The following is a 23,919-nucleotide window of genomic DNA, read 5'->3' on the forward strand; positions in this document are numbered from 1 at the left end:
CCCGGCCCCGGGCTTCAGACGACCAGGTGCTCCACGGCGCGCAGCCGCAGCAGCTGGCGGGCCAGCTCCTGCACCTGCTCCACCTCCTGCTGGCCCAGCGCCTTGCGCAGCGCGAGCTTCAGGTCCGTGGAGGCGCGCAGCAGCAGCGTGCGCAGCTGGGCGTTGCTGAGGATGGGGTTGAGCCGCCGCAGGTGGCCCACCAGCGCGCCCAGCTGGGGCAGCGTCAGGCCGGCGACCATCACCTGCGTGGAGGAGCCCTCGTCCGGGCTCTGGCTGATGGCGAGCATCCACGGGGACAGGAGCAGGGAGCGGGTGAAGTCCCGCTCGCACGTCAGGCCCAGCCGCGCGCACTCCTCCACCAGCGGGCCGGTGTCGTGGCCGGAGATGACGGGCTGGATGCGGGCGGCCTCGTACTTCTGGAGGACGGCGTCGTACTGCTTCCGGGCCTCGATGCCCGGCGCCGTGCGCTGGAACTCTCCGAAGGCCTGGTGGATCTCCTCGCGCAGCGTGCGCAGGAGCGTGGCGTCGTCCACGGTGTTGGGTTCGCCCAGCGCCTGGGCCAGGTAGGCCCGGTCGTCGGGAACGGCGTTCGCCGTCTTCCACCACTCGTAGGTGACGGAGCTCTCGCTCAGGACCACCGGAAGGGTGACGACGCCCTGGCGGCCCGGGTTGGCGAGGAACGCGGACAGCTTCTTCTCCACCTCGGTGAGTCCCCGGTGGAGCCGGTTGAGGAGGGCCACGCGCAGCTTCGCGCGGCTCTCCGCCGCCTGCTTCGCGGTGTCCGGAGACCGGCCCTCCGTGGCGGTGCGCTCCCGAGGGGCTTCGGAGGTGGGCGCCTGACGCGTCAGGAGCGGGGCCACCTCCACCTGCGGCGCCAGCGCCTGGGGCTGAGGCGCGGACGGGAGCGTCTGGGCGGAGGGCGGAGGCGGCTGCTCCAGGCCTCCGAAGCCCGCCGCGCCGGCGCCGCGCTGGGTGCTGGGCGCCATCCCGTCCTGCTGCTTCGCGGCCTGCGCGCCACCACCACTACCGCGCTCCGTTTCGGCGGAGCGCGCGGATCCGCCCTCCGTGCCAGAGGACTGCGCCGCGCCGCCCTTCGCGGAGGCGCCTCCCTTGAGGGCGACGCCCTTGCCAGCGGCGCCCTTCCCGGTGGCCTTGCCCGGCGTCCTGCTTTCGCCCGCCGGGGCCTTCTCGCCCTTTTCGTCCTTGGGGCCCTGGAGGGGCAGACCCGGACGGGGAAGGCTGGGCGGAAGGCGGATGCTCATGGGCGGGGGCCTCGGGTGGGGGGAATCAGGCCAGGTTCTTCATGTGGACGACGAGGTTGCTGTCGCTGCTGCCCAGCGTGCTCGCGTCGTCGGTGGGGATGACGTAGCCCTGATCCGCGCCGACGTGCTTGCGGAAGAAGTCTACCACCTCCGGATCCTGCACGTTGGAGGTGGTGCTCTTCTTGATGCCGTACGCCTCGCCGTTCGCTCCCTTGGCCTTCACGGAGTCAGGCGCGGAGGCGAGCAGGTCCTCCATCGTTCCCGACTTCCGGCCACCGGCCTCCGGCTGCATGGTCATCGCGGCGTTGTGGCCCTCAATGTAGCTGACGTCGTAGTACGTCTGCCCGAACCCGCCGCCGAACTTCACTTCACCGAGCGTCGCGTTCTTGCCGTCACCGGAGTCGCTGCGGAAGTTGCCGGACCAGCCCTCCGGGAACTGCACCGTCTTGCTCTCACCGGGCTTCAGCGTGACGGAGTCGACGGCCTTCTCGCCCGCGTTGGGGGTGAAGTTCACCGTCATCGGCTTATCGCCGTCGTTGTTGAGGGTGAGGGTGTTCTTGCCGTTGGAGGCGCCCGCGGCCGGAGCCGCGCCCTGGGCACCGGAAGCGGCAGGCTGCTTCTGGGCGGCCGGCGGAGCCGACTGCGCGGGGGCCGGGGCCGCCTCCGCCGCGGCGGCCTGCTGCGCGCCACCGAAGTCCGCGCCCTCGCCGCCCAGGTCCGGCGCGCCACCGAAGTCCGCGCCCTCGCCGCCCAGGTCCGGCACGCCGCCGAAGTCCGCGCCCTCGCCGCCCAGGTCCGGCGCGCCGCCGAAGTCCGCGCCCTCGCCGCCACCTTGACCGACGCCCGCCGCTCCCTCCGTGCCCGGGACGCCACCCTGCTGCGCGCCGCCGAGCCCCTGCAGGCTGCCGAGCATCTGCACCAACTGGGTCAGCGCCTGGACCACCTCGCTCAGCTGCTCCAGGGGGCTGCCCTGAAGGGCGCCCTTCTTGCCCGCGCCCGCCGCGCCGTCGAAGCCGTCCGCCTGGAACAGGCCCTGGAGTGAACCCGGGCCGCCCTTGCCCTTCACCGCGTCCGCCGTCACCGCCGGGGTGCGCGCCACCGGGCTCGACAGCTGGGCGGCGGAGGTGCGGGGGGAGAAGGAGGAGCTGGCAACGGAGGACTTGGACAGAGGGGAGAGCGCCATGGCGGTGTTCCTCGAGATTGGATGGGTCGGCGGGGGCGCCGGCCGGTTCGGCTGATGTGGGGGGCTAGAGCAGGACGCGTGCCAGCGAGTTCACGCGCTCTGGTGTCGGGCAACCCCTTGGAATGACAGGGAGTTGCGGCAGGCCGGTGGGGGCTGGAGGCCCTGTCCCTGGTGACTGCCGTCAGGCCGCTGATGTCTGCCGTCATCAGGCCCGGGCCCACGAACAAACCCGGGCCTCCACCTGGGGGAAGGTGGAAGTCCGGGTCGTTTGAACAGCGGGAGCGAGGGGCGCCGCGAGGGGGGCGCTCAGGCCACGGCTTCGTGGGTCTCCGTGACGCCCTGGTAGTGGTAGGGGCCGCCGTCGTACGGGGTGATGGCGTCGTCGGCCTTCTTGGTGCAGGCCGCGGCGGTGGGGTCGAAGGCCTGCCAGCCGCCCTGGTCGTCCTTGAACTCGACCCAGGCGTGGTCGCCCTCGGCCGTCTTGCCGAAGACGACGTGCGCGTCCACGCCCTGCGCTTCGAACCGCTGCTCGGCCTCGATGGCCATGTCCACGCAGACGCCTGCCTTCGACGTGTCGAAGTTCTGGGCGTTGTTCATCGCGGCGTCCCACGTCTTGCCGCCCGTGTAGTCGTACTTCCACGTCGTGGCTTCCTTCGCGATGTCCTGCGCCACCTGATCCGCGCTCTTGCCGGAGGAGGGGCCCTTGGCTCCCTGGGCGGGCGCGGCGGCGTTCTGGGGCTGCGCGGGCGCGGGGGTGTTCTGGGCCTGGGCGGGCGGAGGCGTGGGCGACGGCTTCTGGCTCTTGGCCGGCTCGAAGCTGTCGCGCTGGTAGGCCTGCTGGAACTGCTGGTGCGCGGCCTGCTTCTGACACGCGCCGCCAGTGCCCTGCGCGGTCTTCTGGAGGGACTGGGGCGACAGGCCCAACTGCTTCAGCAGGGCCGCCAGCTCCCGGGGCTGCTTCTGCGCATCCAGCGTCTTCAGGGGCGAGCCGTCCGCGTTGACGACCTTCACCACGACGCGCTGGCCGGCCTGCGCGGCTTCGGGCGAGCGCTGCGCGCACGGGCTGGCGACGGACGAACGGGAGAGGGGAGCGAGCGCCATGGTGGGGTCCTCGGAGGCAGCAGCGCCGGCCGGAGCCGACAGGGATGCCGGGACCCATGAGCAGGACGCGTGCCAGCCTCACGCCCGGGTGGCGTGAAAGGCAAACCCGCGAGATTCCATCACGCGACGCTGGGTGCTCACCGGTGACAGGCCGCGTCCCGCCGTGTCGCCTGATGACAGCCGTTCGGTGTCCGATGTCTGGCGTCATCACCCCCTGAAACACTTCTCGCGCGGGCCCGTGAGCCCGCGCGAGAAGGGACGCCACGACTCATCCGGTCCGGAGGGGTCAGACCCTTCGGACCGTGGCGGACCGGATGACCCGGAGTATCAACAGCAGCGCCACCGCTCCAATGAACGCCACGAAGATGGTTCCGGCCAGACCGCCAAACGGGGCCCCGGTGCCGAGCGCGCGGAAGATGAAGCCGCCCAGGAACGCGCCCACCACGCCCACCACGATGTCGCCGACGACGCCGTAACCGCCGCCCACCACCGCGGAGGCGAGCCACCCCGCGATGAGGCCGATGACCGCCCACAACAGGATTGCTTCCAACGCCATTGTCATTCCTCCCATCGAGGTGATGAGACACAACCTGTGCACGATTCCCGGCGACGCTCGCCCCTCCCTGGAGGGCGTCGCCTTGGAGAGCAGGCGGCCAGGCTCCTTCGTGCATGCCCTCTCAAGACAGGCGGTCGCGCAGGCGTCGTGGGGCAGAACGCCCCACGGAAACGCGGGGCAAAACGCCCCATTTTGACGAGGTGTTCACGCTCTGCTGGCATCGAGTGAACACCGCGTCGTCACGCGGCCAGGAGTTCATCTTGGTGAAGCACATCTTTGATTCCGCCGGGTCGCCGTTGTTGTTCGACCGTGAGTCCTTCCGGTGCCGCCACACGCTGCTGGGACACCCCGCGCTGGAGCTGGAGAACCTGGCGGGCGTGGTGCAACGGCTGCCTTCAGACAACGTGTTCTTCAGCTCGGGCCTGTTGCCCAAGGACGCGGACTTCGACCGCGCGCACGTGGACTACCGCACCGGTCTGTCGTTGAAGGACACCGTGGAGAACATGATGACGAGCCACTCGTACATCATGCTTCGCGCGCCGGAGCAGGACCCCAGCTTCCACGAGCTGTTTCGCGCGATGCTCGCGGAGGTGGAGGACCTGATGCGGGAGCAGGGCGTGGGGACCACCGCCGTGGATCCGATGCTCTACCTCTTCATCGCGTCCCCCGGCAGCGTCACGCCGTTCCACCTGGATCGCTACTCCACGCTCCTCCTCCAGTTCCGGGGCAGCAAGGCGGTGCATGTCTCGAAGGCCTGGGATGAGCAGGTGGTGCCCGCGGCGGAGCTGGAGGCCTTCGTCGCGCGCTCGGGTTCGAAGGTGAGCTACCGGGAGACCTTCGACCAGACGGCGACGCGCTACGCGTTCGGTCCCGGGGACGCGCTGCACATCCCCTTCGTGGCGCCGCACTACGTGAAGAACGGGATGGAGGACGTCTCCATCTCGCTGTCCATCATCTTCAACACCCGGGAGACGGCGCGGCACCTGCGCGCGCTGCGCGCCAACCATGCGTTGCGCAAGCGCCTGGGGCCGCTGGGCTATCAGCCGGTGCCCGTGAACCGCTTCCTGCCGCTGGACCACGTGAAGAGCGGCATGGAGCGCGTGGTGCGAAGGGCGCGCGGCTTGCTGCCGGGTTGAGTCACGGCATGTCCGCTCGCCGCGGGGGCTTCAAGGGGCTCCCGTGGAGGCCTGTTCGCAGGGGTCCACGGGAGGAGGCTTGGCGGGGTCCCAGGTTTCGGAGGCCCTCGGCACGGTGTCGCCCAGGGTCCCCACGCTGTCAGGAGCGCCGAGCTTCTTCCCCGGCTCATACTGGACGAAGCCGTCGCGGTAGCGGCGCAGCAGAGGGACGCTGTGGGTATAGACCATAGGACCCACGTGCCGCATGGGAATGCCCTCGACGTCATAGAGCCGGGGCGACCCCCTGGGGCAGCACGAGAAGCCCGACGGCCGCTGGCAGATTCGCGGCGTCCCGGCGCTGGCCAGCACCAGCGCGGCATCGACGGCGACAATCATGCCTTCGGGCATCGCCAGGGCCTCGGCGACGGACAGGCGGTGGAGGCGTACCCAGGACGGCTCCGCGGACCATGAGGGGCGGGGCTTCTGGGGAATCTCCCGCCACGAGCCCGGGACTGGGCGGCCCACGCGGATCCGTTCAGGCGCTGCCTGGATGCGCTCGACCTGGAAGGAGTCCATGTCCCTTGCCTCGTCGGGCATGTCCTTGTCCTCGGGGCATGGACCGATGCACATATCCCAGCCATGGTTGCCGACGACCCTGCCGTGGTCGTCCCAGACGTAGGTGCCGCTGAAGCGCCGCATGGTGGGAATCCAGGCAATCGTCCCCGCGTAGGCCACGGCATGTGCCGTTGGGATGAGGGCGGAGAAGACGGAGACGGTGCCATCCTCACGGTGGACCAGCCACAGCGGGGTGCCGTCCCCGAGCGAGGCGGAGACGACGGAGCCTCGGGGCGGCAGCTCCAGCTCCACGGAGGGCTCCAGGCGTGGAAGCTGGATGGCGTCGCGGGGAATGGCGCGCACCCTCCAGGCGGGCTTCGCGCAGCTCGCCAGGAGGAGCAGGGCCACGACAGGGATGAGGCGGGGGACCATGGGGGGACGCTAGCGCGAAGCCAGGGTCGCCCGCCGCACCTGCGGGTGCTCAGCGCCCGTACGTTCCGACGAGCGTGGCGCGCGCGAGCGTATGGGTGAAGAGATTGAAGCCCAGCAGGGCGGGCGACGCGTCCTTCGGGACGTCGAGCGACGGCACGTCCACGGCATGAACGACGATGAAGTAGCGGTGCGCGCCATGGCCCGGCGGTGGCGCGGCGCCGATGTACCCGGCGAGTCCGCCGTCGTTGCGCAGCTGGAAGGCGCCGGCCGGCAGCTTCTTGCCGTCCTGTGCGCCCGCGCCGGAGGGGAGGCTGGTGGTGGAGGGGGGGAGGTTGACCACGGCCCAGTGCCAGAAGCCGCTGCCGGTGGGCGCGTCCGGGTCGTAGACGGTGACGACAAAGCCCTTCGTGGCCTCCGGGAAGCCGCTCCACGCCAGTTGAGGAGACACGTCCTGGCCGCCCGCGCCGAAGATGCCGCTGAGCTGCGGGGTGGCCAGCGCTTGCCCGTCGCGCACGTCGGTGCTCGTGACCGTGAAGGAGGGCACCTGGGGCAGGGCGTCGTAGGGATTGGTCTTCATGGGGTGGGCTCCGGTGAGAGGGGAGGACGGGAGACTACCCTCCGCGCACCCGAAGGCGCGCGGCCCGGGCGCGGACTGTCACACGGTGGAGGGAACGCGCCACCTGCCAATCCGAGTCATCGGGACTTCACGGCGGGCCGCGTGCACCGGGCCCGCCGTGAAGGTCGTCAACTCAGCGCCAGGTGTCATTCACGGTCGCGGTGCCCGTGGCCGGCGTCGTCAGGGTGCGGTTGGCGCCGCTCTCCCAGGTGACGTTATTGGCGGCGTCCTTCTTGATGTACTTGTACTCCACCGCCGTGGACCCCGGCAGCGAGACGGCCGCGCCCCACGTCGGGTAGTTGGCCGGTGAGAGCAGGATGGCGCCCGCCGGGCTCCAGCTTCCCAGCGCGGCGATGCTGCCCACCACGTACACGTTCTGTCCCACCACGGTGCTCGCCGTCACGTTGAAGGTGACGGTGGCCCCGCTGGTGGACGTGGTGACGGACAGCGCCGTGCTCTGCGCGGACGCATTGCCCGCCGTGTCCCGGGCCCGCACGGTGTAGCTGTACGTCGTGCCCGCCGTCAGCCCCGTGTCCGTGTAGCTGGCCGTCGTGGGCGAACCCACCAGCGAGCCGTCGCGGTAGACGTCATAGCCCGCGATGCCGCTCGCGTCGGTGGACGCCGTCCATGTCAGCGACACGGTGGTCGCCGTCTTCGACGCCGCCGTCACGCCCGACGGCACCGTGGGCGCCGTGGTGTCCGTGGACGGCGCGCCCGCGGAGATGACGCCCGCGTTGAACGTGGAGGTCCCCGCGGGGAAGAAGTAGTTGAGCCCCCCGTTGTTGTCCCACGTGCCACTGCCGTTGTTGAAGTCCGCCTCCAGCTGCGTGGCCGACCCCAGGTCCACCGTGTGCTTCGCATACCCGGAGACCTCCGCCGCCGCCATGGCCACGCCCGGCGCCGTCGTCCACGTGCCCCCCGCGGGGCGGTAGTGGATGTACGGCGTGGCATAGCCCTTCTTGTAATAGACGGTCGCCGTGTTGCCCGCGCTGGTGGTGACGGAGAGCGCCGTGCTCGCCGCGGACGTGTTGCCCGCCGCGTCGCGCGCCTTCACCGTATAGACATACGCCGTGTTCGACGACAGGCCGCTGTCCGTGTAGCCCGTCGTGGTGGGCGCGCCGACCTGGGCGCCATCGCGGAACACGAGATAGCCCGTCACGCCGACGTTGTCCGTGGAGGCCGTCCACGACAGCGTCACCGTCGTCGCGGACTTCGAGGGCGACGCAAGCCCCGACGGCACCGACGGCGCCACCGTGTCGTTCACCGGGCCGCCCGCCGTGATGACGCCCGCGTTGAACGTGGAGGTGCCCGTGGGGAACAGGTAGTTGCTCCCGTTGTTGTTGTCCCACGTGCCACTGCCGTTGTTGAACACCGCCTCCAGCTGTTGGACGGAGCCCAGGTTCACCGTGTACTTCGAGTACCCCGCCACCTCCGCGTCCGGCATCAGCACCCCGGGCGGGGTCGTCCACGTGCCCCCCGCGGGGCGGTAGTGGATGTACGGCGTGCTGAAGCCCTTCTTGTAATAGACCGTCGTCGTGTACCCGAGCCCCGTGGTGACGGAGAGGGCCGCGCTGGCCACGGACGTGTTGCCCGCCGCGTCGCGCGCCTTCACGGTGTAGCTGTACGTCGTGCTCGAGGACAGGCCCGTGTCCGTGTACGTCGTGCCCGTGGGCGTGGCCACCTGCGTGCCATCGCGGAACACCAGGTAGTGGCTGACGCCGTAGTTGTCCGTGGCCGCCGTCCAGCTCAGCACCACCGACGAGCTGGTGATCCCCGAAGCGCCCAGCCCCGTGGGCGCGGACGGCGGCGTGGTGTCCGGGGGCAGGGTGGTGACGGAGAGCGGCGTGCTCGCCGCGGACGTGTTGCCCGCGGCGTCGCGCGCCTTCACGGTGTAGCTGTACGTCGTGCCCGCGCTCAGCCCGCTGTCCGTGTACGTCGTGCCCGTGGGCGTGCCCACCTGCGTCCCGTCGCGGAAGACGGCGTAGCCCGTCACCCCGACGTTGTCCGTGGAGGCCGTCCACGACAGCGTCACCGAGCGGTCCGTCCGCGTCGCCGCCAGCCCCGTGGGCGTGGAGGGCGCGGTGGTGTCCACGCGGAGGAACGGGTAGGTGCCCGCCACCGCGCCGTTGAGGTCCTCGATGTACTTGCCCGCCTCCTGGCGGTACCGGCCCGCGCCCACGTAGACGGATTGGATCTCGCTCCGGGTGACGTTGCCGCGCGCGTCGGTGGCCTCGATGTAGAAGTCCACCAGCTGGTCGCGGTAGGCGCTCAGGTAGACGTAGTAGAGGTCGCCGATCTCCTGCGCGGCCACCTTTTGCATCACCGGCAGGTACGCCGGCTGCCAGGACACGCCGTTCATCACCGGCCGCAGCTCGCGGCGCTGGAGCGGGTAGTCCACCCACGTGCCCACGCGCGCCGGGTCGATGTTGGCCACGCCCGCGGCCTTGAGCGCCACCGGGTCATAGACGCGCGGCGTGTTGTCCAGCGGGTCGATGCTCTTCGCGGTGTGCACGCGCACGCGCGCCTTGATGCTGGCGATGCCGCTGACGTCGAACGCGTAGGTGTAGAGCGCGAAGGTGTTGTCGAAGTGGTGGAGCGTCCAGCCCTCGGACTTGTCCGTGTTGGCGCTGCCCGGGTTGTACGGCCAGCGCTGCGGCGCCCAGATGGATGGACCCGTGCGGTCCTGCGCCAGCCGGTCCTGCACGTAAGGTTTGGAGAAGTAGAGCGACTGGTTGAAGGACAGCGTCGGCTTCACGTTGTCGTCCGTGTTCTCGTCGTAGTACCCGAAGCCGGAGTCCATGGCTGGCAGCAGGAAGTACCAGGCCAGCTCCGCGGGGTTCGCGCCGCCCGCCCAGTCGTTGGCGGCGTCGCCCTTGACGGGGAAGGACAGCATCCACGGGTTGAGCTGGTTGCCCGCGTAGGTCACCTGCGAGTCCAGCGCCGTCGTGGGCTTCCAGTGGTTGGGGTGCGCGTCCAGCCAGATCTGCTCGGACGTCTTCGCGTAGTTGAGCGCGGCCTGGAGCAGCGCGAAGTTGCGCTCCAGGTAGTGCCAGCCGTGCTCCAGCGACACTGTCATCCCTTCCTGGAGCCCGCTCAGGTTCGTCTTCGGCGCCAGGTTGAGCCCGGTGGCGGTGTTGAACGCGGGGAACTGCCCCTTCCAGATGCCGAAGGGCAGCCGCCAGTGGTGCCACTGCGGGTCGGACGACGAGTCGCGCGTGTCCACCCAGGAGCCGTCCTGCACGTGCACCACGTCCGTGGCGACCGGCGTGTTCGTGGCCAGATACTCGTCGATGCCCAGGCACTGCACCCCGCCCGAACAGGTGACGGCGCGGCCGTTCATCCACGTGTCCAGCGACCCCGCCCGCCCGCCGGAGTTGTCGCCGTCATGCGCGAGCACGAAGAACTGCTTCTGCGGCACCAGGCCCTCGAAGTTGCGCAGGCCCACCACGTCCACGGTGGCCTGTCCCTCCCACCCCTCCAGCCAGGAGCCGTTCTGGTTGACGGGGATGCCCACGACGCGCGACTCGGCGCCCGTGGTCGCGTCCACGTAGCGCACCCAGTGCGGCGTGGAGGCGAAGGGGTACTTGTTGCGGATGACCTGCTGCTCGTGCGCCATGCCCTCGCTCACCCAGGCGCCCACCGTGCTGGTGTTCTGCAGGTCCGCGCGGTTGGGCGGCGACACCAGCGTGTCGGCGCCCGGGTCGTTCAGGAACGGGTAGTCCTTCAGCGTGCGGGAGAAGTGGTTGTCGCCAATCACGGACCACTTCACGCCCAGCTTCGCCAGCGTGGGGATGAGCCGCTCGGAGAAGCCCAGCTCCGTGGGGAAGAAGCCCTTGGAGGACGTGAAGCCGCTGCCCAGGAAGTACGACTGGGACAGGGTGGCGTTCTGGTGGATGAGGTCCTTGAGGAAGTAGTCCGGCCCCACCAGCGGCCCCATGGAGTGGTGGCCCGTGAAGTGGATGAGGTCCAACGTGCGGTTGCCCGCGGGCGTGCGCAGGTTGGTGTAGCGGTCCCGCCACGTCGCGCCCCAGCTCGCGTTGTCATAGCCGGACACGTTGCGGCGGGTGACCAGGTCGTTGACGTTGTTCACCACCGCGCCCGACATGGTGACGTGCACCTGCCCGGTGGAGGCGTTGGCCTTCATGTCCGCCGCCACGTCCGGCGGCCAGAACTGATACGCGCCCACCTTCGCGTGGTGCGAGTAATACGTCACCAGGTCGTCGTGCGGCATGGGCGCGCCCGACGGCAGGAAGTAGGTGTAGTTGGCCGGAGGCGATTGTTTTATCTGGATGACCTGCCCGTCATACGCGTAGCGGATGGGCCCTCCCACGGGCGTCGCGTTGTATTGGGTCAGGTCGTAGTACGCCCAGAAGTTGGGCATGTGATTGTGATACACGTGCGCGGCGGCGATCTGCGCCCGTGCCCGGTCCGCGTGAAACAGCGAGACCGCGAGCACCGCGAGCCACACCCACTGCGGCAGTCTTTTCATGGAGCGTCCTTGCCCGGCCGGGAGGAGGGCCGTCCGGTCCGGACTGCTTACCGGTGTTTGACTCTGGATTTCCCATGTAAACTGGTAATGACAATCTGTAAATCGATACTGCGATGCGTCAGTCCCCTGGGGACAGGCTGTCGTTGACAGGGGGCACCCGGGCCCGGACAGTCGGGCGCGCCATGGCCACCTATCCCGCGTCTCCTCGTGAAGCCTTTGTCCAGTTGCGTACGCTCGCCGAGGCGCTGGCACGCCCGGAGGAGCGTCCCCGCGCGCTGGTGGAGCTGCGCGAGCTGGCGGAGCTGTCGCGCGGTCAGCCGGAGGGGGCGCCCCTGCGGCTGGCGTCGGTGGTGGTGGCGGTGGGCGCGTCGCAGGAGCGGCTGGAGCTGTTCATCCCCCCGTCCATCTTCGCGCCGGAGGCGTGGGCCTTCACATTCCTGGAGGGGCTGCTGAAGGTCCCCCTGGACGAGTACGCCGGCAAGCAGCTGGTGGAGGTGGGCGCGGGCTCCGGGTGGATCTGCATCGCGCTGGCGAAGTTCACGGGGCTGGCGCGCATCCGGGGCCTGGACCTGAACCCGCAGGCCCCGGCGGTGGGGCTCTGCAACGCGTGGCTCAACGGAGACGAGCAGCTGGTGTCGCGGCTGTCCTTCGGGGAGAGCGACCTGCTGCGCGGCCTGCCGCAGGCCCCGGCCTGGGACTTCATCGTCGGGTGCATCCCCCAGGTGCTCCGCGGGGATGAGCTGCCCGCGGAGCTGGCGCAGGCGGATGAGCAGGCGCTGTTGGACCTGTCCAACTACACGTCGCTCCAGAACGTCTACGAGGACCACTTCGGCCTGGGGCTCATCGCGCGGCTGCTCGACGAGGCGCCGGAGCGGCTGCTGCCCGGGGGGCGGCTGCTCCTCAACCTGGCGGGCCGGCCGGGCCGCTCCATCATCGCGCGCATGTTCACCCGCCGCGGGTTCACCACCCGCGTGCGCGTGGCCCGGCGGGTGATGCAGGCGGCGGACACGGACATCCGCCCGCTGGTGTCGCTGGAGCAGCGCACCGGGCGGGAGTTCGAGTTCTTCATGGAGGCCCACAGCCCGGAGCCGCTGCGCGCCGCGACCGCGCTCGGCTGGCTCCAGGCGGGCCACCCCATCTGGCACGAGGTGGCGGTCTGGGAGGCCCACCTGTCGCAGCCCCGCGAGACGCTGGCCCTGCGCGCGTCGCTGCGCGCCCTGGGCATCGCGCCGCTCCAGGAGGAGCTGGACCTGGGCGCCGCGTCCCCGGAGCAGCTGGGCTTCGTCACGGCGCTCGCGGAGCGGCTGTCGCAGTCGCCGCACCTGCCCTACGCGCACGAGGCCGGGGACGCGTCCTTCCGGCGGCTGGTGGCGCGCTACCTGGACCGGCACTTCGGCTTGAGGCTGTCGGAGGACTCGCTGTTCGTCGCGCCGGAGCGCGAGCAGGCCGTGTATTCGTTCCTGCTCGCCACGTGCGACCCGGGGGACACGGTACTGGTGTCGCGCAGCCTGCACCCGCTCTACGCCCGCGCGCTGGACAAGGCGGGCGTGCGCGCCACCGTGACGCACAACGCGCTGGGGGAGATCCGCCGCCTGCTCACCGCCTTCGACGTGAAGGCGGTGCTCCTCACGGTGGAGCCGGGGGAGCGCACCAACCTGGCGGTGCTGCGCGACATCGTGGCGGAGGCGGCCCGGCGCGGCATCTGGGTGGTGCTGGATGAGAGCGCCTTCTTCAACATCACCGGCGAGGTGGAGCCGCGGACGCTCTTCGAGTTCCTCGCGCGCACGCCGCAGGCGCCCAACCTGGTCATCCTGTACGGGCTCATCAAGAACGCGGTGTGGCCGGACCTGGAGCTGACGCTGCTGCTCCCGGTGCCCGAGCCCCTGCGCGCCGACCTGGAGGTGGCCGCGGAGGTGACGTACTCGCGCATCAGCGTCCTGGCGGAGTGGTTCTACGAGCGCACCTTCTCGGAGCTGCTCGCCTTCCGCATGGCCTTCGCGGAGCCGGAGCCGCCCGCGCCGGCCCGCTCGCCAGAGGTGCCGCTGCCCCGGGCGAAGCGCATCGCGCGGCTGGCGGAGGAGCCCGCGTTCGCGCCGCGCTTCTTCCACGAGGGCGACCCGGAGCTGGTGCGCCTGGACTACGGCGAGAACGAGGGGCCGTTGCCGCTGCCGCTGGTGGAAGGGCTCATCGCGGCGGGCGTCGCCCCGCGCGCGGACGCCACTCAGACGGGGCTCGCCGAGTCCGTGGCGGCCTTCCTGCTGGAGACGCGCGGGGCCCGCTACGCCCCGGAGGACGTCGTCGTGGCGCCCGGCGTCTGGCCCCTCATGCACCACCTGGGCGTGGCGCTGCGCCAGCGGCTGGGCCGCGCGCCGCGCGTGTTCCTGGTCACCCCCTGCTACGGGGTGCTGGCGCCCACGTTCCTCGCGGCGGGCTGCGACGTGGAGTCCGGGCCGCTCGGCGCGCTGCTGTCTCGCCGCGCGCGGGGTGGGGCGCCGGACGCGGTGGTGTTGTCCCAGCCGGCGAACCCCACGGGCCACTACCTGTCGCACGAGGAGCTGATGGCGCTGGCGACGTACGTCGTGGAGCAGCGCTGCCTCTGGGTATCGGATGAAATCTTCGGGCTGGTGAACCTCACGAACCCCACCGCGGAGACGGTGCACAGCCCGGTGACGCTGGAGGGCGCGGTGCCCGGCATCGGCGCGCGCACGGTGCTTTTGGGCGGGCTGTCCAAGGAGTTCGCGGCCGGAGGGCTGCGCGTGGGGTGGCTCGCGACGAAGGACCGGGCGCTGGTGGCGGCGCTGCGCGACAGCGCCCCGGGGGTGCTGCACACGCCCACGGCGCGCGCGGCGGCGTACCTGTACGCGGCCCACGCTCGCGGGCCGGATGGACAGCTGCTCTATCCGGCGAGGCACAAGGCGCTGCGGGCCTATCTGGCGAGGATGCGGCGCGACCTGGCGGAGAAGCGCGCGCTGCTGGCGGAGGCGCTGCCGGACGACGGCCGCGCGGAGGCCACGGAGGCCGGGGGCCTCTTCCTCGCGCCGCGGATGACAGCCTGGCTGGGGCGTTCGGTGGATGGGGTGACGCTCACGCCGGAGAACCTGCCCCGCGTCATCTACGCGCACACCCACGTGGTGCTCAACGGCGGAGCGTGGTGCGGCGACGCGGAGCGCGTGCGCGCGGTGTTCTCCATCCCGCGCGAGAAGCTGCTCAAGGCCCGCGAGCGGCTGCGCGCCTTCGGCAAGCGGCTGCGCTGACACGGCCCGTGCGGCGAGCGGATCCGCGTCGTTCCCTCTACACTCCACCGACCGATGATCCGCTCACTCCTCGTCCTCCTCCTCTGCGGCCTTCCGGCCGGCGCGCTCGCGGCCAGCGAGTCCTGGCTCGTGACGACCGACCTGTGGGGCAACCCCGCCTACCAGCTCCTCACGCTCGAGCGCGCCGGGAAGCGCCTGACGGGGGAGCTCGACGGGGACCGGCTGGAAGGGGAGCGCGCGGGCAACGTCGTCCACTTCGTCGTCACGGACTCGCGCCAGCAGACCTACGTCTTCGACGGCAAGGTGAGCAGCGAGGGGCTGCGCGGGACCGCGGACTACCCGGACAGCAACAACCCGAAGGCTCGGGTGGCCCATGCCTTCACGGCGCGGCTGCTTCCCGTTCGCCCCGCGGGGCCTCCGCGCGTGCACGACTTCACGCCCACCACCTGGTCCAACGAGTTCACCGCCCACCGCCTGCCGGTGCTGACGGTCTGGCCGGGAGACACGGTGCGGACCTCGACGCTCGACTCCGGCGGCATGGACGCGAAGGGCGTCACGCGCGCGCTCTTCGGCAATCCGCAGACGGGCCCCTTCTTCATCGCCACCGCGAACCCCGGCGACACGCTGGCCATCCACATCCGCCGCCTGAAGCCGAACCGGTCGTTCGCGGACAGCCTGGACAGCATCGTGGGCCGGGCCCTCACGCCGGGGCTCGCCGCGAAGGCCGCGGGCCTGGGCAAGCCGGTGCGCTGGACGCTCGACCTGGAGCGCGGCGTCGCGAGGCCGGAGACCCCGACGGAGCGCCTGAAGGCCTTCAGCGTGCCGCTGCGGCCCATGCTGGGCGGCATGGCGGTGGCGCAGGGCTTCGGCTCCGCGCCGCTGTCCACCGGCGACACGGGCCGCTACGGCGGCAACATGGACTTCAACGAGGTGGTGGAGGGCAACACCGTCTACCTGCCCGTGGCCCAGCCCGGGGCCCTGCTGTACCTGGGCGACGCGCACGCCGCGCAGGGCGACGGTGAGACGTCGCAGTACGCGCTGGAGACCTCCATGGACGTCGAGTTCACCGTGGACGTCCTCCACGGCAAGCCGCCGCCCTCCACGCCCCGGGTGGAGTCCCCCACGCACCTGATGGCGCTGGGGCAGGGCGGCGCGCTGGACGACGCGCTGCGCTCCGCGACGCAGGGGCTGGCCCAGTGGCTGGAGCAGGACTACGGGCTCACCCTGTCGGAGAGCGCGCAGGTGCTGGGCAGCTCCGTGCAGTACGTCGTCGCGAACCTCGCGGGGCGCAGCGTGGGGGTCGCCGCGAAGCTCGACAAGGTCCGGCTCGAAGCCCTCCGTCCCCCAGCGAAGTGACCTGCGCTCCCGGCGCAGACCGGGGGGAGGGGCGGCGCGGAAAATGGGGCGGAAACAGGCGTGTCGATTTCGCGGCCCCTCGTTCGACGTGGAGCTGAACCCTCCCGCTCACCCCGGGAGCCTCACTTCACGGGAACAGGAGCCCCTCCATGGCCATCAAGCTCGCAATCGCCGCCCTCATCCTCGTCGCCGCGCTGGGCGCCTTCATCGCCACCCGCCCGGACCGCTTCCGCGTGGAGCGCGACGCGCACGTGGCCGCTTCGCCGGATGCCGTCTTCGCGATGATCAACGACCTGCGCCGGTTCGACACGTGGAACCCGTACCGCTTCGAGCTGACCCCGGGCCTGACCAAGTCCTTCGAGGGGCCCGACGAGGGGCCGGGCGCCCGCTTCTCCTGGGCCGGAGGAGGTCCGGCGGGCGAAGGCAGCATGATCATCACGGAGAGCCAGCCCGGGCAGCGCGTCGTCCTCACGCTGACGTTCGTCAAGCCGTTCGCCGCCACGAACCAGACGGTCTTCACGCTCACCCCCGAGAACGGCGGCACGCGGGTGCGCTGGAGCATGGATGGCGACAACACCCTGATGGGCAAGGCGATGTCGCTCGTCATCAACATGGACACGCTGGTGGGCAAGGACTTCGAGAAGGGGCTCGTGAACCTGGACGCCGCCGTGCGGACTGGCGCCCCGGCTTCCCCCGCGAACGTCCAGGCCGCCGCGGCGACGCCCGCTCCGGCGCTCTGAGTCCGCGCTTCAGCCTTCCAGCGCCCGGTACGCGTCCTTGGAGAACTCCAGGGCCAGGGCTCCCTCCTCGGGGCCCTGCACCCGCCGCTGGGTCAGGAGCAGCGCCGTCAGGTCCTGCCGCGGGTCGATGAAGAAGGTGGTGCCGTAGCCACCGCCCCAGCCATAGCGACCGGCGGTGGGAGAGATGCCATCCGGCCGCGTGGTGACGGCGCCGCCGAAGCCCCACCCCGTCGCGTCCCAGAAGCCGGGGTAGAAGGGCGAGGCGTCCTTCTGCTCCGAGGGAATCTGGTCCGTCATCATGGCCTCGATGCTCGCGGGCGACAGGAGGCGGGTGTCGCCGTGGCGGCCCGCGCTCAGCAGCATCCGGCCGAACGCGAGGAAGTCGTCGGCCGTGGACACCAGTCCTCCCTGGCCACCGCCGGAGGGGAACGCGGGAGGGCGGGACCAGAAGCTGTTCGAGGGCTCGTCCCAGGCCTCGAGCCGCCCGGTTCCCGGGTCGCGTGCATAGGCGGTGGACAGCCGGCCCCGCTTCTCCACGGGCACGCTGAACGCGGTGTCCTTCATGGCCAGCGGCACGAAGAGCCTTTCGCGCAGGAAGTCATCGAAGCGCATGCCGGAGGCGCGCGCGACCAGGACGCCCAGGACCTCGTAGCCGGTGTGATACATCCAGCGCTCCCCCGGCTGATGGATGAGCGGCAGGGTGCCCATCCGCCGCATGTACTCATCCGGCGGGTCGGTGATGGCTTGGAACCCGGCGGACACCCGCGCCTCGCGAATCGCCTCCTGGATGGGGTAGGTGCCGGGCGGCGCCATCACCGCGCCCAGGCCCCAGCGCAGGGTGAGCAGGTCGCGCACGGTGATGGCCCGCTTCGCGGGGACGGTGTCTTCGAGCGGGCTGTCCGGCCTGCGCAGGACGCGCCGGTCCGCCAACTCCGGCAGCCACCGGTCCACGGAACCGTCGAGCGCGAGCTTCCCTTCCTCCACCAGCAACAGCGTGGCCACGGCCGTCAGGGGCTTGGCCATGGACGCGACGCGGAAGAGGGTGTCGCGCCGCATGGGTGGGCTGGAGGTGGTGAGCCCCTGCGTGCCCAGCGCGGCGACGTGCACGGCGTCTCCGCGCGCGACCAGGGCGACGAGCCCGGGCAGGTCCCCTCGCTCCACGTGGCCGCGCAGGGCGGTCGTCATGTCCGCGAGCCGTGTCTGAGAGAAACCGCGGGTGGGGGGCGTGTTCATGGAGGACCCGAGAGGAATGTGGCGACGAAGGGCCCGTCGCGCGGCGGCGGAGGCCCCCCGTTCGGAGGCCTCCGCGGGATGTGTCAGTAGAGCAGGGAGCGCATCGGCACCGTGAGGGTCAGGGGACGCCCACTGCCGAGCTGGCCGTCGGAATTGACGCCCCAGGCCCAGACCGTGCCATCGCTGCGCAGCGCCAGCGAGAAGCTCTCGCCCGCGGCAACGGACGTCGCCGTCAAGACGGACAGGCTGTTCACCAACACCGTGACGGGCGCCAACGCGTACGCGTCCGGCGGGGCCCCGGTGCCCAGCGATCCGGCATCGTCGGTGCCCCACGCGAACACCCACCCATCCGAGCGAGCCGCCACCCCGTGATAGCTGCCCTGCGCGACGACGCCGCCTCCGGTCCACCCAGGGACCTGTGTGGGGACGCGGTGGGAGTTCTGGGTGCCGTCCGCGAGCTGTCCGTAATCGTTCTCGCCCCAGCCCCAGAGCGTCCCTCCGGAGCGCACCGCCATGGACGTGAAGCCCCGGGCGCTGAGGGACGACACGTCCGCCAGCCCCGTCACCCGCACGGGCGTCAGGCGGTGCGTCGTGCTGCCATCGCCCACCTGTCCGGAGAAGTTACCGCCCCAGGCCCACACCGTGCCGTCCGAGCGCAGGGCCAGCGAGTGGTATATCCCCGCCGCCACGGCGACCACGTTGGTCAGGCCCACCACCTGCACCGGAGCGGAGCGCGCCGTGGTGGAGCCGTCCCCTAGGGCGCCATAGATGTTGAAGCCCCAGGCCCACACCGTGCCATCCGAGCGGAGCGCGAGCACGTGGTGGCTGCCGGTGGCCACCGACAGCACGCCTCCCAGGCCCGGGACCTGCGCGGGGACATTGCGCCCTCCCGCCGTGGCGTCCCCCAGCTGTCCCCAGTCGTTCGCGCCCCACGTCCACACCGTGCCATCCGAGCGGAGCGCCACGGAGTGGCCCGCGCCCGCGGCCACCGCCTTCGCGCTCGTGATCCCCGCCACGGCGAAAGGCGCGCTGCGGTTGGAGCGGGTCCCATCGCCCAACTGGCCCGCGCGGTTGGAGCCCCAGGCCCAGACGCTGCCGTCGGAGCGGACCGCCAGCGCATGGGCGTCACCCGCCGCCACCCGGGTCACGCCGCTCAGCCCCGTCGCGGGCACTGGCACCGGGCGGCGGTAGTCCGTGCCGTCGCCTCGGACGCCGCCCCCGCCGTACCCCCACGCCCACAGCGTCCCGTCCGAGCGCGCCGCCAGCGAATGGGAGACCCCCGCGGCCACCGCCACCACGCCTGTCAGCCCCTGGACCGCGACCGGGGTGTTGCGGGACGACCGGCTGTCGTCACCCAGCTGGCCCCAATAGTTGTCACCCCAGGCCCACGCCGTGCCGTCCGAACGCACCGCCAGCGAGTGGGATTGGCCCGCCGAGACCGACACGACCCCGTCGAGCGAAGCGACCCGCACCGGCACCGCGCTGAAGGCCAACGTCGAGGAACCCGTCCCCAGCGAGCCGTTGCTGTTGTCGCCCCAGGACCACGCGAAGCCATCCGAACGAACCGCCAGCGAATGGTATGAGCCCGCCGAAACAGACACGGCGCCTGTCATCCCCGCGACGGAGACAGGAGAGGCGCGGTCCACCTGGGTGCCGTCCCCGAGCTGCCCGCGGTGGTTCCATCCCCAGGCGGAGAGCGTCCCATCCGCGCGCAACACCAGCGAGTGGTAGCTGCCCGTCACCCCCATCAACGCATTGGCGAGCCCGGGCACCTGCCCCGGCGTCGAGCGCGACGTCGTGGTGCCATTCCCCAGGTTGCCGTAGCCATTGTAGCCCCAGGTCCACACGGTCCCGTCCGAGCGCACCGCCAGGGCATGGTTGTCTCCGGCGGAAACGGACACCACGCTCCCCAGTCCCGGGATCTGGGTCGGTACCAGCCGGGACGCCGTGTCACCCATGCCCAGCTGCCCGTACGTGTTGCTGCCCCAGGCCCACACCGTGCCATCCGAGCGGAGGGCCAGAGAGAAGTTCCGGCCGGCCGCCACCGCCGCCACGCTGCTCAGTCCCGAGGCCTGGACCGGGTTCACGCGCTGGAGGCGGGTGCCATCTCCGAGCTCCCCCTGGCTGTTGTATCCGGAGGCCCACACGGTTCCATCCGGACGGATGGCCAGTGAGTGACTCACGTTCGCGGCGATGCGGCCGGAGAACGCGGTGCGCGACGCCGCGTCGGCCCCCTGTTTCCCCACGGTGCCGTCCGCCGCCAGGGCCGGGCTCCAGGCCATTCCCAGCAGCAATGACAACCAGGCTCCCCACCATCGGAACAACTCCAGGCGCATCCTTGAACGCATCTCGTCTCCCATGTTCGTGGATGGTGTTGCCGGGCATCCAGCAGGCCCTTCAGGCACACCCCCCCGCTCAAACGTGCCCATCTCGTAATTCACGGAAGGTCTGTGTGGATTTCACGGCATGGGTGTTCGATGGACGACATGCAATGCCAGACAGCTCAGGCCAGACGACACCGGCTCCCTCCGTGGGCACCGGAGCGAGGCCTCGCGAGGGCCCCTGTCCCGCCAGCTCCATGGGGGGCTCGCGCCCGCCGTCGGCGTTCCACGGGAGGCGTCAGGGCGGCCGGTGGTACAGCCTGCGCAGCTCCGCCTTGGCCTCTTGGAGCGCGCGCTTGCGCGAGGCCGGGAGGTTCTTCCCCGCGCGGTTGCCGTAGAACGACAGCATCGACATGGCCGACTGGAAGGGCGAGGCCTTGAGCCGGTCACTGCGTTCGGCGGAGCGCTTCACGGAGCGGGCGATCTGCTTCGGGGACCGCGTGAAGACCCGGTCCTCCAACTTCATCGCGTTGCTGTGCGCCGTCACCTCCGCGGACCAGTAGCGCCGTTTCGCCGTGGAGCGCTTCGCGGTGGACGGCCGCTTCCGGGGGGCGGTGTGGCCGCGCGGCTTCTTCGTCACGGAGGCCATCGTGGCTACCTCCCCGCCCGGGTCGGGGTGCTCTTGCCCTCGCGCGGGTCCTCCCGGGCCTGCTCCACGGTCTGTTCGCCAGGCATTCATTCCTCCCAAGGGGTTCGGGTGCTGTCCCAAAGGTGAGGACGCTTCATGCACAGGCAAGGCGTCGCTCCACTCCCCCGCGGATGGGTTCTGGCGCGTTCCCCGGGCGCCGCCTCGTCACATGGGTCTGGCCGGAGCCTTCCCAGGTGGTGGGGGTGCCTCGCTCTGTTGCTTGCCTCCCGTCCGGCACGCCGTCCCGCGGGTGGCGTCCTGGGCTCCGCGGCGTCCGGCCGGACCCTTCAGCGGGTCCGGTTCGGGGCCATCGCGCATCGACCCCCGGGGGGACGGGAATCAAAGCCCTGCCGCGCCGGCGTCACCCGCCGGTGCGCCCGCCCGCTCAGTGTCCGGCGGCCAGCCCGGGCTCCGCGGACGTCACGCGAGCGCGCAGGTCCTGCTTGAAGCCCAGTCCGAAGAGCACCAGCGTGAGCAGGTACACCGGCTCGATGAAGAAGAGCAGCGGACCGCCCAGGGACAGGCCGTGGGTCTTCTTCTCGAAGACGACGTGCGCGCCCACCACCAGCGCGAAGCGAACCACCATGACGCCCACCGCCACGCCCGCGGCCGTCCCGGTGGGCAGCCCCGCCACCGCCTCGGCGGCCAGCAGCGTGGGGACCAGGGGCACCGCCATCAGCAGGCCCGCGGTCCATTCCAGCGTCACGGCGTACAGCGCCACCGCGGCCACCAGCAGGTGCGCGGCGGTGACGGGAAGGCCGGGCACCCGCACCCAGCACAGGGGGACCAGCAGCGCGAAGGTGAAGAGGTAGGCCCCCAGGAAGTGCACGGCGCGGCTGACGCCGTTCTCGTGCAGGGGCATCCAGACGCGCATCTTGTCGGCGAAGCTCATGGGCCCCCAGGCTAGGCCATCCGCGTCCGGGATGCCTCTCCCCATGGGGGTTCGCGGTCGGGGGACACCCCGGGCCCGAGAATAATTTTGCACCGGGGCGTAACCCAGGGGCAGCACGCCGTTCACCGCTGCCCTCACCCTGAAGGTCACTCCCCGATGAAAACCCTCCTGTCTCCCAGCGTCCTGCGCCGCGCGTTCCGTGGCGTGGGCTTCAAGGTCGCCGCGGCCGCCACCGTCGGCCTCGCGCTGACCAGCGCCATCAGCTTCGCGTCCGTTTCCACCCGCACGCTGACCCACGACTTCACCCAGGCGGACGTGGACAGCATCGTCGCGCAGATTCGCACGGTGTCCTCGGACACGTTCTACGTCCGGCTGCCCACGTTCTCGGCCCGGGGCGTCGTCAACGGGTCGCGCCTCTATGGGTCGCTGCCCATCGCCTACGTGCGGCGGATGGCGAGCGCCCAGAACGTCGTCCTCAACGAGGACGCGAACATCATGGGGCTGGTGATGGACCCCAACAACGCGTCGCAGACGGCCTCGGGCGCCAAGTCGGAGCGCGCCGCGCTGGCCATTGAAGCCGTGCTCGCGAACATCACTCCCAACAGCTACCAGTTCCTGAGGTAGCCCATGCGGACCCCCCCATCCCGGCCCGTGGGCGATGAGCGCCCCGCGGGCGTGTGGGCGTGCGTCGCGGTGCTGCATCTGGCCGCGGTGAGCGCCTTCATCTGGACGGACCTCTCCCGAGGGAACTCGGACACCGCGTTCGACCGCGGCGTGCGGACCTACAAGGGCCTGTCCGGCGTCGTCAGCGACTACCGCTTCTTCGCGCCCGCGGTCTCCAGCGACACGCGGACCGGCTTCTTCCTGGAGCTGCGCGACGGAAGCACGCTGTTCCAGTCCCTGGAGTCCGGGGAGCTGGAGGTGGGGCTCCGTTACCAATGCATCGTCGCCTCCAGCCTGCGCTCCAGTCAGAAGGTGCAGGATGTGCTGGCCCAGTCGTGGGCGGCGGTGATGCTGGGAGTGCATCCAGAGGCTTCCCGCGTCACCGTCGTCACGCAGTCCTACGTGCTTCCGCCGATGCGGGCCTGGGCGGCAGGGAAGCGGCCGGACTGGACCCTCAACTACACCGGGACCTTCGACCGTCGCGACGGCCCGGCCCCCGAGTCCACGCCATGAACCGCGTCCCTTCCCTCCTGCGCCGCTTCTGGTTGGAGCCGGCCGCTCCCGACGCGCTCGCCTTCCTGCGCCTGGCCGTCGCGACCATCGCCCTCACGCAGCTGGTCATCCTCTGGCCGCACCTGCCCGCGCTCTACGGCAACTTCGGCCTCGTCCAGTGGGTCATCACCGACATGAGCGCGGGGGACTGGGCGCCGAGCCTGGGCCGGTTGGGCATCCTGCTGGCCCCGCTGGGCGTCAGCGCGATGACCACGCTCTACGGCGTCTTCGTCCTCTACGCGGTGGGGCTCGTGGGCCTGCTGGTGGGCTACCGCACGCGCTTCTTCGCGGTGCTCACGTGGGTCACGCACGGCATCACGTCCGCGAACGCGACGCTGTCGCTCTACGGCGTGGACACCATCCTCCACGTCCTCTTCTTCTATCTGGCGTTCATGCCGTCCGCGGGCCGCTGGTCGCTGGACGCGCGCGCGGGCCGCGTCCTCACGGGCCTGTCCTCGCGGGCCCGCGTGGCGCAGCGCACGTTGCAGCTGCACCTGTGCTTCATCTACCTGGACACCGGCCTCGCCAAGGCGCAGGGCCCCCAGTGGTGGAACGGCGAGGCCCTCTGGCGCGCGCTGATGCAGCCGCAGTTCCGCGTCTTCGACTTCTCGTGGCTGGCGTCGTACCCGGTCGTCGCGCAGCTGGCGTGTTGGGGCACGCTCGTCATCGAGGTGGGCTACGCCGGGATGATCTGGGTCCCCCGGCTGCGCCGTCACTGGCTCCTGGCCACGCTGGCGTTGCACGCGGGCATCGCCGTCTGTCTGCGGCTGTGGCTCTTCTCCCTGATGATGATGGCCTTCAACCTGGCCGCGTTCGCCTGGGAGTGGCGGACCGAGGCCGCGCCCGCGAAGGACGCGCCCCCGGAGTCGCACCCGGAGGCCCCGCTCCTGACCACCGAGGCGGCCTGACCG

General features: G+C 71.1%; 18 protein-coding genes. 7 read left to right on the forward strand and 11 right to left on the reverse strand.

Annotation, left to right across the window (positions count from 1 at the left end):
* Nucleotides 1-14 precede the first annotated feature (14 nt).
* The 4 genes from GTY96_RS04280 to GTY96_RS04295 all read right to left on the reverse strand — a co-directional run bounded on the left by GTY96_RS04280 (nt 15) and on the right by GTY96_RS04295 (nt 4,102).
* Complete coding sequence (locus GTY96_RS04280; RefSeq protein WP_143898720.1) at nt 15-1,262, reverse strand: hypothetical protein; 1,248 nt, start codon at nt 1,260-1,262, stop codon at nt 15-17.
* 25 nt (nt 1,263-1,287) lie between these two features.
* On the reverse strand, nt 1,288-2,445 hold the full coding sequence (locus GTY96_RS04285) for a glycoside hydrolase 64/thaumatin family protein (protein WP_143898721.1): 1,158 nt from the start codon (nt 2,443-2,445) through the stop codon (nt 1,288-1,290).
* Nucleotides 2,446-2,751: 306 nt separating this feature from the next.
* The gene (locus GTY96_RS04290) at nt 2,752-3,546 is read right to left on the reverse strand and encodes a transglutaminase-like domain-containing protein (RefSeq protein WP_161663916.1); all 795 of its coding nucleotides are present in this window, start codon (nt 3,544-3,546) and stop codon (nt 2,752-2,754) included.
* Between the two features lie 286 nt (nt 3,547-3,832).
* Nucleotides 3,833-4,102 carry a GlsB/YeaQ/YmgE family stress response membrane protein gene (locus GTY96_RS04295; RefSeq protein WP_143898723.1) on the reverse strand — a complete coding sequence of 90 codons (270 nt, stop codon included), beginning with the start codon at nt 4,100-4,102 and terminating at the stop codon, nt 3,833-3,835.
* 263 nt (nt 4,103-4,365) lie between these two features.
* Between GTY96_RS04295 and GTY96_RS04300 the strand changes: the two genes are divergently transcribed.
* Nucleotides 4,366-5,238: a JmjC domain-containing protein gene (locus GTY96_RS04300; protein ID WP_328700779.1), complete on the forward strand. Its 873-nt coding sequence runs from the start codon at nt 4,366-4,368 to the stop codon at nt 5,236-5,238.
* Between the two features lie 30 nt (nt 5,239-5,268).
* On the opposite strand, the gene GTY96_RS04305 is transcribed toward GTY96_RS04300, so the two are convergent.
* From GTY96_RS04305 to GTY96_RS04315, 3 genes are all read right to left on the reverse strand, one after another.
* Nucleotides 5,269-6,204: a hypothetical protein gene (locus GTY96_RS04305; protein ID WP_161663918.1), complete on the reverse strand. Its 936-nt coding sequence runs from the start codon at nt 6,202-6,204 to the stop codon at nt 5,269-5,271.
* 49 nt (nt 6,205-6,253) lie between these two features.
* Complete coding sequence (locus tag GTY96_RS04310; RefSeq protein ID WP_161663919.1) at nt 6,254-6,781, reverse strand: YbhB/YbcL family Raf kinase inhibitor-like protein; 528 nt, start codon at nt 6,779-6,781, stop codon at nt 6,254-6,256.
* Nucleotides 6,782-6,953: 172 nt separating this feature from the next.
* Nucleotides 6,954-11,309, reverse strand: coding sequence for a carbohydrate binding domain-containing protein (locus tag GTY96_RS04315; protein WP_161663920.1), 4,356 nt, complete (start codon nt 11,307-11,309; stop codon nt 6,954-6,956).
* A gap of 182 nt (nt 11,310-11,491) precedes the next feature.
* On the opposite strand from GTY96_RS04315, the gene GTY96_RS04320 reads away from it, so the two are divergent.
* The 3 genes from GTY96_RS04320 (at nt 11,492) to GTY96_RS04330 (ending at nt 16,659) form a co-directional block, all read left to right on the forward strand.
* Complete coding sequence (locus GTY96_RS04320) at nt 11,492-14,563, forward strand: aminotransferase class I/II-fold pyridoxal phosphate-dependent enzyme (RefSeq protein WP_161663921.1); 3,072 nt, start codon at nt 11,492-11,494, stop codon at nt 14,561-14,563.
* A gap of 54 nt (nt 14,564-14,617) precedes the next feature.
* Nucleotides 14,618-15,919, forward strand: coding sequence for an acetamidase/formamidase family protein (locus GTY96_RS04325; RefSeq protein ID WP_161663922.1), 1,302 nt, complete (start codon nt 14,618-14,620; stop codon nt 15,917-15,919).
* A 149-nt stretch (nt 15,920-16,068) separates the two neighbouring features.
* On the forward strand, nt 16,069-16,659 hold the full coding sequence (locus GTY96_RS04330; protein WP_161663923.1) for an SRPBCC family protein: 591 nt from the start codon (nt 16,069-16,071) through the stop codon (nt 16,657-16,659).
* 9 nt (nt 16,660-16,668) lie between these two features.
* Here GTY96_RS04330 and GTY96_RS04335 read toward each other — a convergent pair whose 3' ends face one another.
* The 4 genes from GTY96_RS04335 to GTY96_RS04350 all read right to left on the reverse strand — a co-directional run bounded on the left by GTY96_RS04335 (nt 16,669) and on the right by GTY96_RS04350 (nt 21,793).
* Nucleotides 16,669-17,844, reverse strand: a complete 1,176-nt coding sequence (locus tag GTY96_RS04335; RefSeq protein WP_268903912.1) for a serine hydrolase domain-containing protein — start codon at nt 17,842-17,844, stop codon at nt 16,669-16,671.
* Nucleotides 17,845-17,975: 131 nt separating this feature from the next.
* On the reverse strand, nt 17,976-20,228 hold the full coding sequence (locus GTY96_RS04340; RefSeq protein WP_235685311.1) for an RCC1-like domain-containing protein: 2,253 nt from the start codon (nt 20,226-20,228) through the stop codon (nt 17,976-17,978).
* A gap of 283 nt (nt 20,229-20,511) precedes the next feature.
* Entirely contained in the window at nt 20,512-20,862 is a 351-nt protein-coding gene (locus tag GTY96_RS04345; protein ID WP_143898733.1) for a DUF3175 domain-containing protein, read from the reverse strand.
* A 424-nt stretch (nt 20,863-21,286) separates the two neighbouring features.
* Complete coding sequence (locus GTY96_RS04350; RefSeq protein ID WP_143898734.1) at nt 21,287-21,793, reverse strand: Mpo1-like protein; 507 nt, start codon at nt 21,791-21,793, stop codon at nt 21,287-21,289.
* 156 nt (nt 21,794-21,949) lie between these two features.
* Here GTY96_RS04350 and GTY96_RS04355 point away from each other — a divergent pair, with 156 nt between their 5' ends.
* From GTY96_RS04355 to GTY96_RS04365, 3 genes are read left to right on the forward strand one after another with little or no spacing between them, the layout of a single operon-like run.
* The gene (locus GTY96_RS04355) at nt 21,950-22,417 is read left to right on the forward strand and encodes a hypothetical protein (protein ID WP_143898735.1); all 468 of its coding nucleotides are present in this window, start codon (nt 21,950-21,952) and stop codon (nt 22,415-22,417) included.
* A 3-nt stretch (nt 22,418-22,420) separates the two neighbouring features.
* Nucleotides 22,421-22,969 (forward strand): hypothetical protein, encoded by a 549-nt coding sequence (locus tag GTY96_RS04360; RefSeq protein ID WP_161663926.1) that lies wholly within the window; start codon nt 22,421-22,423, stop codon nt 22,967-22,969.
* Nucleotides 22,966-23,916: an HTTM domain-containing protein gene (locus GTY96_RS04365; protein WP_161663927.1), complete on the forward strand. Its 951-nt coding sequence runs from the start codon at nt 22,966-22,968 to the stop codon at nt 23,914-23,916. Before GTY96_RS04360 ends, GTY96_RS04365 begins: the two co-directional genes overlap by 4 nt.
* Nucleotides 23,917-23,919 lie beyond the last annotated feature (3 nt).

Origin of the sequence: Corallococcus silvisoli, assembly GCF_009909145.1 — a bacterium.
Classification (GTDB): domain Bacteria; phylum Myxococcota; class Myxococcia; order Myxococcales; family Myxococcaceae; genus Corallococcus; species Corallococcus silvisoli.